Here is a 13,086-nt window from a genome sequence, read left to right on the forward strand (position 1 = left end):
AAGTAACACCCCGATCCCGCAAACCGTCGATATGAGTTGCAAGGTCTGGGAGCACCGTCTCCAACAGGAGAACCCCGCAGTCGGTCCGCTCACGCTGATCTACAGCGATGCGCCGATGTTCGTGGACCCCTAATCGTCGTCGATTATATTCAGCTCATGCAAGGCACATCCCATCGGGCTGCGCCGAACCGCGTGCGGGAGGTGACGGAGATTACGGTTGGCCTGAAGGCCCTCGCCAAGCAACTCAACGTGCCGATCATCGCCTTGTCGCAATTGTCGCGGCAGGTCGAGAACCGGGAAGAGAAGCGTCCGCAACTGTCGGACCTGCGAGAGTCCGGCTCGGTTGAACAGGATGCCGACGTAATGCTTTTTGTCTTCCGCGAGGAGTACTGCCTGAAAGGTCGGGAACCGGCAGCCGGGACCGATGCTCATATCACGTGGGCGGCGGAGCTCGAGGCCTCCCGCGGGAAGGCCGAGATCATTATTGGGAAGCAGCGGCACGGGCCGACGGGCACTGTCAATCTGTCATTCCAAGGCGAGTTCACGCGATTTTCCGATCTCGCCGCTGCGCCCCGTTCATTATTGCCCGTCGCCTTGAAGTCGGCGCTCATCGGCTGAATGCGCCGCGTTTGGTTACCGGAGCGCCGGGCGGTGGGCTCGCTCTACGAGCTTGTTTTGGTCGCCGGCCGCGGCACACCGAACCGAGTAGGGTGTGCCGCAGCGATCCCGGCCTCTCTCGGCGTTGCCGACGATGGCAAAGCGTGCTCGCCGGAGGAACCCCGATTCTTGCTCGCATCGCCTATTGTCAGCCGATCACCCGCAGCGAGCTGTCGCCCCGTTCCGCAAACGGATCCCTTGAAATCATGAGCCGAAGACGTTATGTTCAACGAAAGCGAAATTTGTTGTACAAGAGCGCCGAATGCCGAAAGTCGCGACAAGGAAGTCCACATCCCGAGTCAAACGATCCGCGGTCAGCCGCCACGCCAAGACCGGTAAAATTGCGGCGAGCGGTGGCTCACGCTTTGCCGCGATCATGACCGCTGCTGAACATTCGGGATTGCTCGGGGAGAAGAGGGCACGGATCGCCGGCCGCATCAGTCCGGAGCTTATCCATCGGGCGAAGCAGCAGACCGGGATCGCGACTGATACGGATCTCATCGAGTTCGCGCTCGCCAGCGTCGCTCTCGATGACAATTTTGGCGAGACGTTCCGGAAGACGATGGGTTCGGTCGATCCCGACCTGAAGCTCGGATTCTGAGGTGGCGCAATTCGACTTCGCTGCGGCGCTTCGCTGGGCACGCTTCGACCCTGGCGCGACATTGACGAGGCGTTCGGATCATAGACTTCCGTTCGCTGGTGATACGCCCGAGGCGGGGCAAGAGCTCTTGCTCGATACCTGCGTCTACATCGATGGTCTGCAGGGGCGCGCCCCGAACGCGGTCGCTGACCTGTTGAAGATCAGGCACGCCAATCACTCGACCATCGCTATCCAGGAGTTGATGCATACGGTCGGGGTGCTTGATCCCAAGCATCTTGGCACGCGCGTGGCGGTCAAGCAGATTGGCACATTGATCGCGAACATGCCGTCTCACCGGATCTTTGCGCCGGATGCCGAGATCGCCGGCCGCGCCGCGCTCCTCTCGGGCATGCTCTGCCGCCTGCAAGGCTACCAGAAGGACCACAAGCTTCGTGCACTTCAGGATAGCATTCTATTTCTGCAAGCCCAAAAGGCCGGATTCACTGTCCTCACGGCCAATGTGGCGGATTTCGACTACTTGTTGCAACTGATCCCTGCCGGTCGTGTGCTGTTCTATCGACGATGAGGTTAATACATTGCTTCCCGGCTTGGTTCAGGTTGTGGATGTCACCGACATCGAGGACGTCGACCGCGTGGAAGGAGTTACCATCCCGACTTGTGGCCGGTTTCTCATCAGCAGTTTCTTTACCGCCTTTGACAAAGATTCCCAGGGAGTGAGTCGTGAGGCCGAACGATTATGATGCGATGGCAGCCGCCTACAGCGCTGACAACGAGCACAACGCTTGGAACGCGCTCCATGAAAGGCCTGCCATTCTCGCCTTGGCTTGGCTGGTGACGTGGCGGGCTTGCATGTTCTCGATGCGGCCTGCGGTAGTGGCGCCCACGCCGCAGCGCTGATCAATCGCGGTGCGCTTGTATCGGGCTTTGATCTCAGAAGGCCTCTTGGCCATCGCACGAGAGCGTCTTGGCGATGCTGTTCCGTTAGCACAGGCAGATTTGAGTTCGGTGCTCCCCTATGCCAATGGTCAGTTCGATATGGTGCTTTCTCCCCTTGCCATGCACTATATCGAGCACTGGGCCGTGCCACTTGGGGAATTCGCGAGGGTTCTAAAAAAAGGCGGTCGTCTGGTATTTTCAACTCATCATCCCTTCATGGATCATACGGCAGCCAAAGGCGAAAACTATTTCGCGATCTATCCGTTCGAGGAAAAATGGCAGCGCGGCGACCTACAAATTTCAATGCAGTTTTGGCATCGCCCTTTATATGACAAAAGCCGTCAACGAAGCCGCCTTTTCGATCGAGCGAATCGATGAACCAATGCCGCTCGATCAAGCTCAGGAACCATATCCGGACGCGTACCGGATGCTGACAACATCGCCACGCTTCATATTTTTCTCAGCACGAAAGCTCTAGTCGACTTGGCGTTCGCCAGATCGCTGAAGGTGGAGATCGAGCGGGCCGGCCTCACCCGAAAGAAGTCGTTGAGCGGGGTGGCCTCAGCGTGCCCGACTATGGTGGCAGCGAACGTGATGAGATCAGGAAGCGGGTCGAGAGTTTCAAATCGCATCAAGAGCGCTTCACCCCCGCGAGTTCACTCCGCTGCGCCCCGTCTGACACGCTATTTCTTTTGCTGGCGCACGCCGAATGAAGGCCGGATTACAATTGGACTGCACCCCGTAAGTGAGACACGCTAATTTCTGTGACAGGTTGTCCCTGAGGATGACCGATGACAGACAAAATGGCGATCAGAACGTTTCCGACTTCGTTGGTGCGGCGGGCGCCGGGGTTGTCATGTTTCGCGCCTGCCGTTATGCTTCACCTCGGCACATACTGACCTGCAACCAATAGGATCGCACTATGCCGACCGCGGGCCTGGCCCCCCTCGACGAGACCATCACCATCGAGCAACTCACGCGCGATCCTTATCCGATCTACCGGCGCCTCAGACGCGAAGCGCCCGTATTACGGGTCAAATCCGTGGGGCGCACCTTCCTCACCAGGGCCGCCGACACCAAAGACGTGAAGGACAATGCGGCGTTGTTCAGTTCCAATGATCCGAACACGCCGATGGAGCGCGCCTTTCGCGCGCGTACGCTGATGCGCAAGGACCACGACGAGCACCGGTCCGAACGCATGGCGATGATGCCGGCCTTGATGCCCAAGACGATCGAAACCGACTGGGCGCCGTTGTATGCGAAACTGGCCGCGGCGTATCTTGACCGGCTGCCTCGCGGCGAGGTGGTCGATGTCTTTCCCGCCCTCGCGGGACCGCTTGCCGCGCGGATTCTGGCGCATGTGATGGGCGTTCCGGACGCCAGCGATGAGGACATGCAGCGATGGTCGCAGACGCTGATCGACGGCGCCGGCAATTTCGGTTGGACGCCGGGGCCTTTCGAAGCGACCGACATCGCCAATGCGGAGATGGACAGATGTATCCGTGCCAACGCCGAACGCGTGCAGGCCGAGCCGGATTCCTCAGCGCTCTCCTTCATGGTGAACGCGAAGAACCCGATTCCAGAAAGCCAGATGATCGCCAATGTAAAGATCGCGATCGGCGGCGGCATCAACGAGCCGCGCGACGCCCTGCTGACGATTCTCTACGGGCTGCTCACCAATCCTGATCAGCTTGAAGCCGTGCGTGCAGGCGGCAAATGGCGCTCCGCCTTTGAGGAAGGGGTGCGGTGGGTAGCGCCGATCCAGGCAAGTTCACGGTTCGTTATGGAGGACACGGAGATTCGCGGCTGCTTCATCCCGAAGGGCGACACCGTGATGACGATCCAGGCGTCGGCCAACAGAGACGAGGACGTCTTCGAAGATGGCGAGAACTACAACGGCCTGCGCGAGCCCAATCCTCACCAGGCCTTTGGCAACGGCCCGCATCATTGCGCGGGCGCGCACCTGTCGCGGCGCACCGTTGGCGTCATCCTGCTCCCCATGCTGTTCGAGCGCTTCCCCAACATGACCTTGCCTGATCCCGGGAGCGTGCGCTGGCACGGATTCGGTTTCCGCGGCCCGCTCAATCTGCCGCTTCTCCTGCAATAGGACCGGCGCGAGGTGCATAGTTTCCTTCTCGCCGGTCTCAGTCATCGCGCAAGCTGGCGAGGCGATTGAATAACTTCGGGAGTGGGATGTCGAACAACGCCGAGATGCTGCGCGTGTTGCGCAACGTTAACGCGCGGATTCGTTTCGTGCGCTGGATCGACATGGACCGCATCAACCGCTCCAACACCCAGGCCGAACATCGCGCCGTCGTCGAAGGATTGAAGGCGCGCGACAAGGACACCTGTGTCTCCGTGCTCGAGAAGCATATCGACGCTTTGCGCTCAGCAATCCCGCCTTGGTGAGCGCTCCTTCTAAAAAATCGTTCTCCAGCGTCAGCTCTCCGATCTTGGCGTGCAGCGACTTCACATCAATGGCGGGTAACGCCGCCGCTGTACTGCTGCCGCCCGGACCGAACACATCGGCGGCGCCGCCCTCAAGCTGCGCTTTCCACGATGTGATCTGATTGGGATGAACGTCGAATTGCTCAGCCGACTGAGCCAGTGTCCGGTCACCCTTGACCGCGGCAAGCGCCACCTTCGCCTTGAAAGCCGGTGTGTGGTTCCGGCGTGCTCGTCTGCTCATCGTCTCTCCTGATTCGCGGGCCAATCTTGCCCGCCGTCAGGCAGAAACTCCACTTATCGACCTGTTCAGATTTGCGGAGCCGGCTCTAGCACCCGGTCGTCTGCTGCAGGGAGATCGAGTTGTTTCCAAACGGTCGAACGCAACGTAAAGGCCCGGCATTATTGCCGAGCCTTTGTTGTTTTGATCGAGCCTCAAAGCTTGGACTTAGAAGTCCATACCGCCCATGCCGCCCATTCCGCCGCCACCCGGAGGCATGCCGCCGCCGCCAGCGTTCTTCTTCGGCAGTTCAGCTACCATGGCTTCGGTGGTGATCAGGAGCGCTGCCACAGAAGCCGCGTTCTGAATCGCCGCACGAACCACCTTGGTCGGATCGATGATGCCCTTGGAGATCAGGTTGACGTATTCGCCGGTCTGCGAGTTCGATAACGTGGGTCATGAGAGCTGACCTGTTGCGTGAATTGAGACCCGCGTCGCACCGGCAAGTGAAACCATTTCGAATTCTCGGGGGTTGGATGCCAGGAGAATCGCCCGTGAAGCGAATTCTGAAACCGGTCACTTATGTTCTGGCCGCCGCCCTGTACTTTTTGGTGGACGCGGCTTTCATGGCCATCGCCAAGCCGATCTCGGACTGGCTTGCCAGGCATGTCGCGCTGAGGCGATTGAGCGCCTGGATCAGATCGTTGCGGCCCTACCCGTCGCTGGCGTTGTTCTCGGTACCGGTGATCATGCTGGAACCGGTCAAACCGGTGGCGGCTTATCTGGCGGCTACCGGCCAGCTGGTCAGCAGCGTTGTGACATTGATCGTCGGCGAACTTCTAAAGCTCGTGCTGGTCGAGCGCCTGTTCAGCCTTACCCGGGACAAACTGATGAAAATTCCAGCCTTTGTCTGGGCGTACACAAAATTCCGCGAAGCCAAGGCTTGGCTGGAAGCCACCGAGGCTTGGCAAGTCATTCGCGCAATCAGCAAGGCCGCCCGCCAGCATCTAATCCGAGATGAAAAAATCCGCTGCGGTGGCGTTTCGGCAGTCTTGAACACTGCGGTGGGCGCTAATCCGAGAGAGGCCCCGGGCCTTCGATCCCGGCGAGAATGGGCAAATAGCAATCGCCTATGCTGAGGCCAAGCGGGCTAGCGCGGCCGTCTAATCCTGGCAGCTGCCGAAACTGCCGAAGAGCCGCTTAGTCTGTTGTGCGCTCAAAGCGACATCGGCGGAGGGTTAGATCAACGCGTTCGTGGTGTCTTTCGCACACTGAGGCGGTAACGTTGATCAGTTAGGTTAACGGGCGAGTTTCGTTGTGCTGTAGCCACTGGCCGTTATTGTCCCGCAAAACGAACTCTTTTGTTTTAATGATTGATCGCGATGAAAAGACCGCTCGAAGTTTTGAGTGAGGTAGTTTGCCCTGCCTGCGATGGCACGGGGCTTCAGAAGGTCAATCAGCCAACGCAACCGGGTCACAAGATCTTTCCCCCGAAATGCACACGATGTCTCGGAAAAGGTCGCATAACGAAACCCGCCGCACCGTGAGTCAAATCCATCCGCCGGTCGCACTAGAGCGTGATGTTTTTATACGGAAACATACCCTGAGTTTTTGAAGTAGTTGGCGCACTCCTGCGTGGAGAAGAGATCGAGGAGTTTGCCGACCGTTTGCCAGGTTGCCTCGACATCGCGGGGCTCTGCGGCTCGGAGCAGGTGTTTGATTTTGGCGAAGACCTGCTCGATGGGATTGAGATCAGGGCTGTAGGGCGGCAGGAAGAGCAGATGCGCTCCCTTGGTGCGAATGGTGTTGCGGGCCGGCTTACCCTTGTGACTGCCGAGGTTGTCGAGGATGACGACCTCGCCCTTTGCCAGAGTTGGCGCCAGCACCTTCTCGACATAGAGGGTAAAGAGTTCGCCATTGATGGGACCATCGATGACCCACGGCGCGCTGATCCGGTCGTAACGTAGCGCCGCGATGAAGGTCATGGTCTTCCAATGGCCGAATGGCGCAGGTGCCTCGAGACGCTGCCCACAGGGTCCCCAGCCACGCAGCGGCGCCATGTTGGTTTTGATCCAGGTCTCGTCGATGAAGACCAGGCGCGAAGCGTCAATCCTGCCTTGATGCGCCTTCCAGCGCGTCCGCCTACGGGCGACGTCGGGGCGATCTTGCTCGGCCGGCTTGATCGTTTTTTTTGAAGGTCAGCCCCTCGGCGTGAACAAAAGTCCACACTGCCCGCACGTCTGTCTCAATGCCGCGCGCCGCCAGTTCCCTCGTCAGCTTGCGCAGGGTGAACGGCCCCGAGCGAACGCGTTTGCGCAGCCAGTCGGCGTTGGCGCCGGACAGAACCGGCCTCTTGTGACCACCAATCTTGCCGGGCGACAGGCCTCCGGTCTCCCGCCTCAGATTCTTCCACTTTGTCACACAGGAGGGACTGATCTGAAGTGCTTCGGCAATCGAACGAACCGTCTCGCCGGTGTCAGCCCGCGCCAGAGCGCGTTCGCGAATATCTTCCGAGTAGGGTCGTGTCATCCATGCTGGCCTCCGTTCCCCAGCACGGAGCTTGAATCAGAAATTCTCCCAGCTGGGAATCCCGATTCCGGTAAAAAACAACATGCTCTAGCGAGCCTTGCCCGACCGAGCTGACGGCCACGTGCATCTGTCGAGGCGCGTTGTCTTCGGCAGGTTGCGCTTACTTACTCCCGCTCTAGTTGAAGGCGACCGCGCGCTTAGCTCCTTCGGATCACCCGTCCAGGGTTGGCCCGCGTTATGCCTCTAAGATGGCGGAGGGGAGCGAAGCGCAAGGAGGCGGGACCTTTGGGCCATCAGTGGGGGAATACTTGCGGTCGGCGTTATCGCTTGGGTAATTTGGGGCAATCCAGAAAGCATCCCGCGAATGCATGCGCCTCAGGCGATGGCGGCAGATCCTGATCTAAGGCTCGTCTCGCAGCAAAGTCCCTACATGCGAAACGAGCGATAAGGCTATCGCTCTATAGGGCGCGTACTCCTAAACGTCGGCTTCCAGCCATAACGGAGAAGTTGCCCAGTTCGGTCGTCATCGGCGGCTTATGCTCACCCAAGTGCGGCCGCGTTTCTAACTGTGCCGCGCCCTAGGGCGGCGGACGAATTGAAGGCAAAACAGCGATGACCAGCATGGCGATAGCGAGGATCGTAACCAAGCTAGGTGTTGAGCGGAGCAAACGGGTCATGCGGAGGTTCGGTCATCTCCGAAGCGACGCGATTGTCCGGCCCACTCGGAGCGCCGGGCGTAAGAATAGTTGTTTGCGAGCGCTTTGAGGCCGCTCTCCGTGCGAAAAAGATGTACAGCAAATAGGCGTCGACCAAAATTGTGAGGGCCAGGACGACATAGGCCCAGGGGCTTTCGATCAAATTCAACTCGATCAATACGCGGGAGAAGCCGAATCCCACGACCCACGCGTCAAAGCTCATACATACCCGACGAAATGTCTCGGCATCCAGATGGCGGATGACGTAGGCACCGAGCGGTACTCCAACCGCAACGCAGGGAACCAACACCCATAAGAGCTTCCCGCTTTCAGCTGTAAACAGGCCAAGCTGGTAATAGACGATGGCGGTCACGCTCGACTCGACCACGCGAACCAATGCCAGACCGGCCCGAAACTCGGTTTTGACCAGACCTTGGTTGTTGAACAGGATCGCCAACGGCGGTCCCGAAATGGTGGAGACCGAATACAGGACGCCCAGCGCGGTTCCAAAGGGAAGACCGACCAGCCATGTCGACCGAATTGGTCTTCGCCAACCGGCTGCCTGAACCAGGATGAGAGGCAGAATAAGTGTGTAGGTCCCGAGTTTGATCCAGCCTGGCTGAAGCGAAGTGAGAACCAAGGCTCCGATTCCGATGCCGGGGAGGAGTCCGGTGACGATTGGAAACACCCTTTTCCATACAGCTGCAACGCCCTTCAGATTGATGAATAGAACGTAGAAGTTGGTGACAACCTCGACCAGGACGACGGCGGGATTCAGGATGCGATTTGTATAGAAAACTAGAGCCACCGGCACGGTGAGTGATGAAAACCCATAGCCGAGGGCGCCATTCATGAAGGCTGCAAATACCGCGATCCCGGCGAGAACGATCACCGCAGTATCAAGAGGAGGCATCGTTGGCTTCTCCAATTGCCAGAGTTTTCACACAGCTTGGGCCCAAAGCCCACATGCAGCGATGTCGGCTTCAACGTCAGCTTCCGAGATCAAAGCGGACGCGACGAGCTTATAAGTACACGCCCTAGGTCATGTCGATGGCGGGTGCATGGCGGATATTTTGTTAGTCTGCAACCCCAAAAAGGTGGCTGCGGCTATTTTCGCGATCTTGCCTGCTTCCAATCGATGTAGACGCGACCGGTCGCCTCCAAACGGTCAACCAATATGGCCGAACGGTCGTGATTTACGAGTCCCGTGGTGACGAGGGCTGCGTGTCGGGTAAGTGCTTCGCTGGTCGGCCTGCTGAGCGGATGCTCTTGGATGATGACGCCACTCGGTCTGCGGGCGACGATCGCCGTCAGGCGCGCGAGCTGGCAATGTTGATCTGCTCAAGTGAGGAAGCAGTTGAGACACTCATTGCGCATTGCGATGTCGCGGCGCGTGATTTGTTGATGCCTTTGATCCCTTAACGGAAATGATCGCGAAGAAGATAATCAAGATCGCGCAAACCGGCATCATGGACCTTGCACAGATTTCGGCCTTGGCGATCAAGGAATTGGAGCTTCGGTGAGGCCGCCGCTGCATCTCATGCCAACGCGCTTGGAACTAAAAGCGCAGTCGCCAAGTCGCTCGGGTGAGAGTACTCACGCGACTGCAATCGGTTCCCCTCGCGCATCATTCGCGTTGGCGAGCTGCGCTAGGTTGTTCGCGCTAGTGGCAGTGCATTCCTTGAAGTGTTCTGAGAGTGCAGCAGCCGCCAGGTGATCCCAGTACTCTGCCTCCGCGAGCAGCTTCCAGCTTCTGTCAGAATTGTATGCGGCACTCTGTCGGCACAGCGACGCCATCGCGCGCAAGCGGCGTACGGTTTCCATTGCGATCCTCCCGTCGTTTTCCCACCTTATTTTTTGTTTTTGCATCGGAGCCATCATGATTATGACTCAGAACTAATTTTTGCGTTCTCGCGGCAGCGAATGGCGCGGTTGATTGCGAATTATTTTCGGTTCGGGTTCACATCAGTCTCGAAGCGTCCGAACACTGTCTCGTCGGGAGCTGGCGGCAGCTTTATTCCGTGGAGACGCCACGTTATAGGCGATCGACGGCACACCAAAGGCCAAGTTAGCGTGGGACACTTCGTACGGCATCTGATCCCCACGTCCCGGCGGCCTTCTTAGGCAGCCTTGCTTGACATAAGCTCCGATGCCGCCAATCGCCCGGCTTCGGTCAGGCCCCCCAAAGTTTGATCTCCACTCGCCGCGCGTTTGATAATCCTGCGCGCGATGTAACGGCGCGCCGCATGATTATCGGTGCCCTTCGGCAAATGCTGACAGGCCCTTTCCAGTGCGACATCCATGTTGGCAAAGGTCCGACTGTCAAACCTTTCTGCAATCACCATGATCGACCTCCTGAACAATCACTTCGGTGGGACGAATTCAGCGCTGCCGATCCATCACATCGCCTCGGAGCTAAGCGGGTCGGCCTGCACCTGAACGTCTTGGACCTTTCCGCACTTGATGCAGCGCAATGTCCAGTGCTCGAAGCCGGGCCTGGCCTCGACCACGTGCAGTACGGTCATGCGGACTTGGCATCTAAGGCAGCGGGGATGCTGCATCGCCCGAGGCGGAAGGACGGATGGCGTTGACTGCGTTTCGGACATGGTGGTGCACGTCTGAGAGCAAGTTCCAACACCCATATTTAGAGCCGGAAATTTTCACTTTGCAATCACATTCTTATCGCCCGACGTGAACTGGGTGCGATGCAACGTGGGCTCTGAGGGGGGTCTCAGTCGGAAAGCGATCCCACGCTAACTCGGCCTTTGGTGTGCCGTCGATAGCCTGCGCGGTGTCTCGCAGAATATAAAGCCGCCGCCCGACGGGGACGGTATTCGGACGCTTCGAGACCGATGTGAACCCGAACCGAAGTTGCAAGCCATGGGTTCGAAGAAAGGCCATCCGGGCGCATCTTGGTACACTCCTGGTCAAACCACTGGTACGAACACAAAGCGTAGCAACTGACAATCATCTAAAATTGCCAATAGCAAGAGCCGCCGCTGTCTCAACCCGGCGGCAGCTATTTAAGGCCTCTGAACGATCCGAGTGCGGTGATGAGGTGTTGCGGATCACTGGAGCCGGGTAAGTCGGGAAACACCGCCCGGCATCGGCGGATCGCAGCTTGGTTGGTGGAGATGCTGTAGAGGTTGCAGATGTGGACGGCCCCCACTTGTCAGGATTGTAGCAGACTTCTGGCCAGATCGCTTGCTATCAGATGTCCGGCCTGTTTGCGCGGGCAAAGCCCGCTGGCCGAGATGGTGTTCGCTACGCACGTTCCAAGCACATGGGCGACATTCTTGGTGCCAGTGTAACCTTCGGAAGCTCGCGCGTATCGACCGATCGGTCCTTCCATCTACTGCGTCCTGCAAGTTCATGGGCAATCCGCCGAGCAACCTTGCTCGCGGGCCGATTTCAGATCAAGTCGGCATGGCGGCTACCGGCTGCTTGTACACGCCACCCGAAATCATCAAGCGCCAAGCGATGCGGGCAAACTTGTTGGCCAAGGCCACCGCGACCAGCTTCGGCGGCTTTCGCTCCAGCAGCGCGGCGAGCCATGGTGTGGGCTTATGACGACCCTTTCGGACATGCCTCAGCAGCGCAGTTGCACCGACGATCAACGTCGATCGCAGTACAGAATCTCCAGCCTTTGTGATGCCGCCGAGTCTTTGCCGGCCGCCAGTTGAATGGTCCTTGGGCGTCAGTCCGAGCCATGCCGCAAAGTCGCGACCCGATCTGAACGTCTCGGGCGGCGGTGCCTTCATGCTGAGCATCGACGACCCAATCGGACCGACGCCGGGAATTGTCGCAATACGCCTGCTGATGTCATCCTCGCGATGCCACTTCATCAGCTTAGCCTCGATCTTTGCTAGGCGAGCTTGGACCGCGGCATACTCGTCCGCCTGAAGGCGGAAGAGATCCCGCGCCATTTCCGGCCGGCTATCGTCTTCGAGCACGCGTTTGATGAGTGCCGCCACGTTCTGCCGGCCGGCGGGGCCGACGATACCAAACTCAGCGGCATAACTCCTGAAAGCATTGGAGAGCTGCGACTTCACGCTGACCAGGCGTTCCCGCACGGTCATCAACATGCAGGCCGCTTGCCGTTCCTTTGATTTCACCGGTGCTGGGCCGGGTGACCGCCTCGCAAAGTGCCTCGGCGTCAGCCGCGTCGTTCTTGCCGCGCTTCACGTAGGCCTTCACGTATTGAGGAGGAATTAGCCTTACCTCGTGCCCGAACGATTGGAGCAGGCGCCCCCAATGGTGCGAGCTGCCGCAAGACTCTATGGCGACGAGAACCGGCGGAAGCCGCTCGAAGTAGCGGATCATCTCGGCTCGCCGAAATTGGCGCCGGACAACCACGACCTCATTCTCATCAACACCGTGAAGCTGGAACACCGACTTCGAGGTATCCATGCCGATACGAACGGGAATATTCATCAGACTTTCCTCTCATCTTTCTGTGACGCCAAGAGCGCCATCAAACCGCGGGGATGAGAGGCCGTCCACACCAGCACATCGCTTGCTTTTGCGCGGACTGATCACGGCGTGGCGACTGTTACGGTCTCTTCCATTATCTTGGGCTGATCACCCTCGCGAACAACTATTGCGGTGTAATAACCGTGGAACGATTGATCACCTAGCTTGGCCTGCCATCTTCCCGCATTGAAAACGAAGCTGCCCTCCGAACGCGAGATTACCCGTTGAACCGAGTAGTCGTGTAGTCCCAGCTTGAGGGCGTCCTCGAACCCTCGCCGGATTGCATCTCGGCCCTGGAATATGCCACTAGGTGTCACCCTGACGGCGTTCTCTGCAAATGCGGCGGCCATGGCGTCTGCATCCCCGCGATTGTACGCCTCGGCGAAATGCTTCTGCATCTCAGCAATGGCGTCGTTTTCGAGTTGATCCTGGGCCATGGCGTGGTTTGGCATTGCAAACAGCAGGCAAAGTAGGGGGAGTAGCTTGATCGCCATATTCCTTCCTCCTCGCATCTAACGGCTGCATTCGGC

General features: G+C 58.7%; 11 protein-coding genes and 5 pseudogenes. 7 read left to right on the forward strand and 9 right to left on the reverse strand.

Annotated features, from left to right (window positions below; translation table 11 throughout):
• Window positions 1-78: 78 nt before the first annotated feature.
• The 6 genes and pseudogenes from ACP2YO_RS13965 to ACP2YO_RS13990 form a co-directional block, all read left to right on the forward strand.
• Window positions 79-618 (forward strand): annotated as a pseudogene (locus ACP2YO_RS13965) (DnaB-like helicase C-terminal domain-containing protein); the annotation flags it as partial.
• A 301-nt stretch (window positions 619-919) separates the two neighbouring features.
• A complete protein-coding gene (locus tag ACP2YO_RS13970; protein WP_426441355.1) occupies window positions 920-1,258 on the forward strand; it encodes a hypothetical protein in 339 nt (112 codons plus the stop codon).
• Window position 1,259: 1 nt separating this feature from the next.
• Window positions 1,260-1,823: a type II toxin-antitoxin system VapC family toxin gene (locus tag ACP2YO_RS13975; RefSeq protein ID WP_426441356.1), complete on the forward strand. Its 564-nt coding sequence runs from the start codon at window positions 1,260-1,262 to the stop codon at window positions 1,821-1,823.
• A gap of 155 nt (window positions 1,824-1,978) precedes the next feature.
• Window positions 1,979-2,672 (forward strand): annotated as a pseudogene (locus tag ACP2YO_RS13980) (class I SAM-dependent methyltransferase).
• Window positions 2,673-3,116: 444 nt separating this feature from the next.
• Entirely contained in the window at window positions 3,117-4,301 is a 1,185-nt protein-coding gene (locus ACP2YO_RS13985) for a cytochrome P450 (protein ID WP_426441357.1), read from the forward strand.
• Window positions 4,302-4,405: 104 nt separating this feature from the next.
• Window positions 4,406-4,603 carry an FCD domain-containing protein gene (locus ACP2YO_RS13990; protein ID WP_426443184.1) on the forward strand — a complete coding sequence of 66 codons (198 nt, stop codon included), beginning with the start codon at window positions 4,406-4,408 and terminating at the stop codon, window positions 4,601-4,603.
• On the opposite strand, the pseudogene ACP2YO_RS13995 reads toward ACP2YO_RS13990, so the two are convergent.
• Window positions 4,567-4,883: pseudogene (locus tag ACP2YO_RS13995) on the reverse strand (transposase); the annotation flags it as partial. The gene ACP2YO_RS13990 and the pseudogene ACP2YO_RS13995 sit on opposite strands and share 37 nt — an antisense overlap.
• Window positions 4,884-5,087: 204 nt before the next feature.
• Window positions 5,088-5,303: pseudogene (gene groEL / locus ACP2YO_RS14000) on the reverse strand (chaperonin GroEL); the annotation flags it as partial.
• A gap of 110 nt (window positions 5,304-5,413) precedes the next feature.
• Between groEL and ACP2YO_RS14005 the strand changes: the two are divergent.
• Window positions 5,414-5,998 carry a hypothetical protein gene (locus ACP2YO_RS14005; RefSeq protein WP_426441358.1) on the forward strand — a complete coding sequence of 195 codons (585 nt, stop codon included), beginning with the start codon at window positions 5,414-5,416 and terminating at the stop codon, window positions 5,996-5,998.
• A gap of 447 nt (window positions 5,999-6,445) precedes the next feature.
• Here ACP2YO_RS14005 and ACP2YO_RS14010 read toward each other — a convergent pair.
• The 7 genes and pseudogenes from ACP2YO_RS14010 to ACP2YO_RS14040 form a co-directional block, all read right to left on the reverse strand.
• A protein-coding gene (locus ACP2YO_RS14010) for an IS630 family transposase (protein ID WP_426441359.1) occupies window positions 6,446-7,388 on the reverse strand; the annotation gives its coding sequence in 2 pieces (ribosomal slippage) (window positions 6,446-7,051 and window positions 7,053-7,388; 942 coding nt in all).
• A gap of 648 nt (window positions 7,389-8,036) precedes the next feature.
• The gene (locus tag ACP2YO_RS14015; protein WP_426441360.1) at window positions 8,037-8,996 is read right to left on the reverse strand and encodes a sulfite exporter TauE/SafE family protein; all 960 of its coding nucleotides are present in this window, start codon (window positions 8,994-8,996) and stop codon (window positions 8,037-8,039) included.
• 683 nt (window positions 8,997-9,679) lie between these two features.
• Window positions 9,680-9,907 (reverse strand): hypothetical protein, encoded by a 228-nt coding sequence (locus ACP2YO_RS14020; RefSeq protein WP_426441361.1) that lies wholly within the window; start codon window positions 9,905-9,907, stop codon window positions 9,680-9,682.
• 296 nt (window positions 9,908-10,203) lie between these two features.
• On the reverse strand, window positions 10,204-10,428 hold the full coding sequence (locus tag ACP2YO_RS14025) for a hypothetical protein (RefSeq protein WP_426441362.1): 225 nt from the start codon (window positions 10,426-10,428) through the stop codon (window positions 10,204-10,206).
• Window positions 10,429-10,482: 54 nt separating this feature from the next.
• Window positions 10,483-10,608 carry a hypothetical protein gene (locus ACP2YO_RS14030; RefSeq protein WP_426441363.1) on the reverse strand — a complete coding sequence of 42 codons (126 nt, stop codon included), beginning with the start codon at window positions 10,606-10,608 and terminating at the stop codon, window positions 10,483-10,485.
• Window positions 10,609-11,499: 891 nt separating this feature from the next.
• Window positions 11,500-12,517: pseudogene (locus ACP2YO_RS14035) on the reverse strand (IS110 family transposase).
• A 101-nt stretch (window positions 12,518-12,618) separates the two neighbouring features.
• Window positions 12,619-13,050, reverse strand: coding sequence for a nuclear transport factor 2 family protein (locus tag ACP2YO_RS14040; RefSeq protein ID WP_426441364.1), 432 nt, complete (start codon window positions 13,048-13,050; stop codon window positions 12,619-12,621).
• Between the last annotated feature and the right edge of the window lie 36 nt (window positions 13,051-13,086).

Origin of the sequence: Bradyrhizobium genosp. P, assembly GCF_049949265.1 — a bacterium.
Lineage (GTDB): Bacteria > Pseudomonadota > Alphaproteobacteria > Rhizobiales > Xanthobacteraceae > Bradyrhizobium.

Excerpts from the sequence above, each read along its gene's own strand:
- ACP2YO_RS13970 (WP_426441355.1), top strand. The coding sequence starts at position 920 with ATGCCGAAAGTCGCGACAAGGAAGTCCACATCCCGAGTCAAACGATCC.
- ACP2YO_RS13985 (WP_426441357.1), top strand. The coding sequence starts at position 3,117 with ATGCCGACCGCGGGCCTGGCCCCCCTCGACGAGACCATCACCATCGAG.
- ACP2YO_RS13990 (WP_426443184.1), top strand. The coding sequence starts at position 4,406 with ATGCTGCGCGTGTTGCGCAACGTTAACGCGCGGATTCGTTTCGTGCGC.
- ACP2YO_RS14015 (WP_426441360.1), bottom strand. The coding sequence starts at position 8,996 with ATGCCTCCTCTTGATACTGCGGTGATCGTTCTCGCCGGGATCGCGGTA.
- ACP2YO_RS14020 (WP_426441361.1), bottom strand. The coding sequence starts at position 9,907 with ATGGAAACCGTACGCCGCTTGCGCGCGATGGCGTCGCTGTGCCGACAG.
- ACP2YO_RS14025 (WP_426441362.1), bottom strand. The coding sequence starts at position 10,428 with ATGGTGATTGCAGAAAGGTTTGACAGTCGGACCTTTGCCAACATGGAT.
- ACP2YO_RS14030 (WP_426441363.1), bottom strand. The coding sequence starts at position 10,608 with ATGACCGTACTGCACGTGGTCGAGGCCAGGCCCGGCTTCGAGCACTGG.
- ACP2YO_RS14040 (WP_426441364.1), bottom strand. The coding sequence starts at position 13,050 with ATGGCGATCAAGCTACTCCCCCTACTTTGCCTGCTGTTTGCAATGCCA.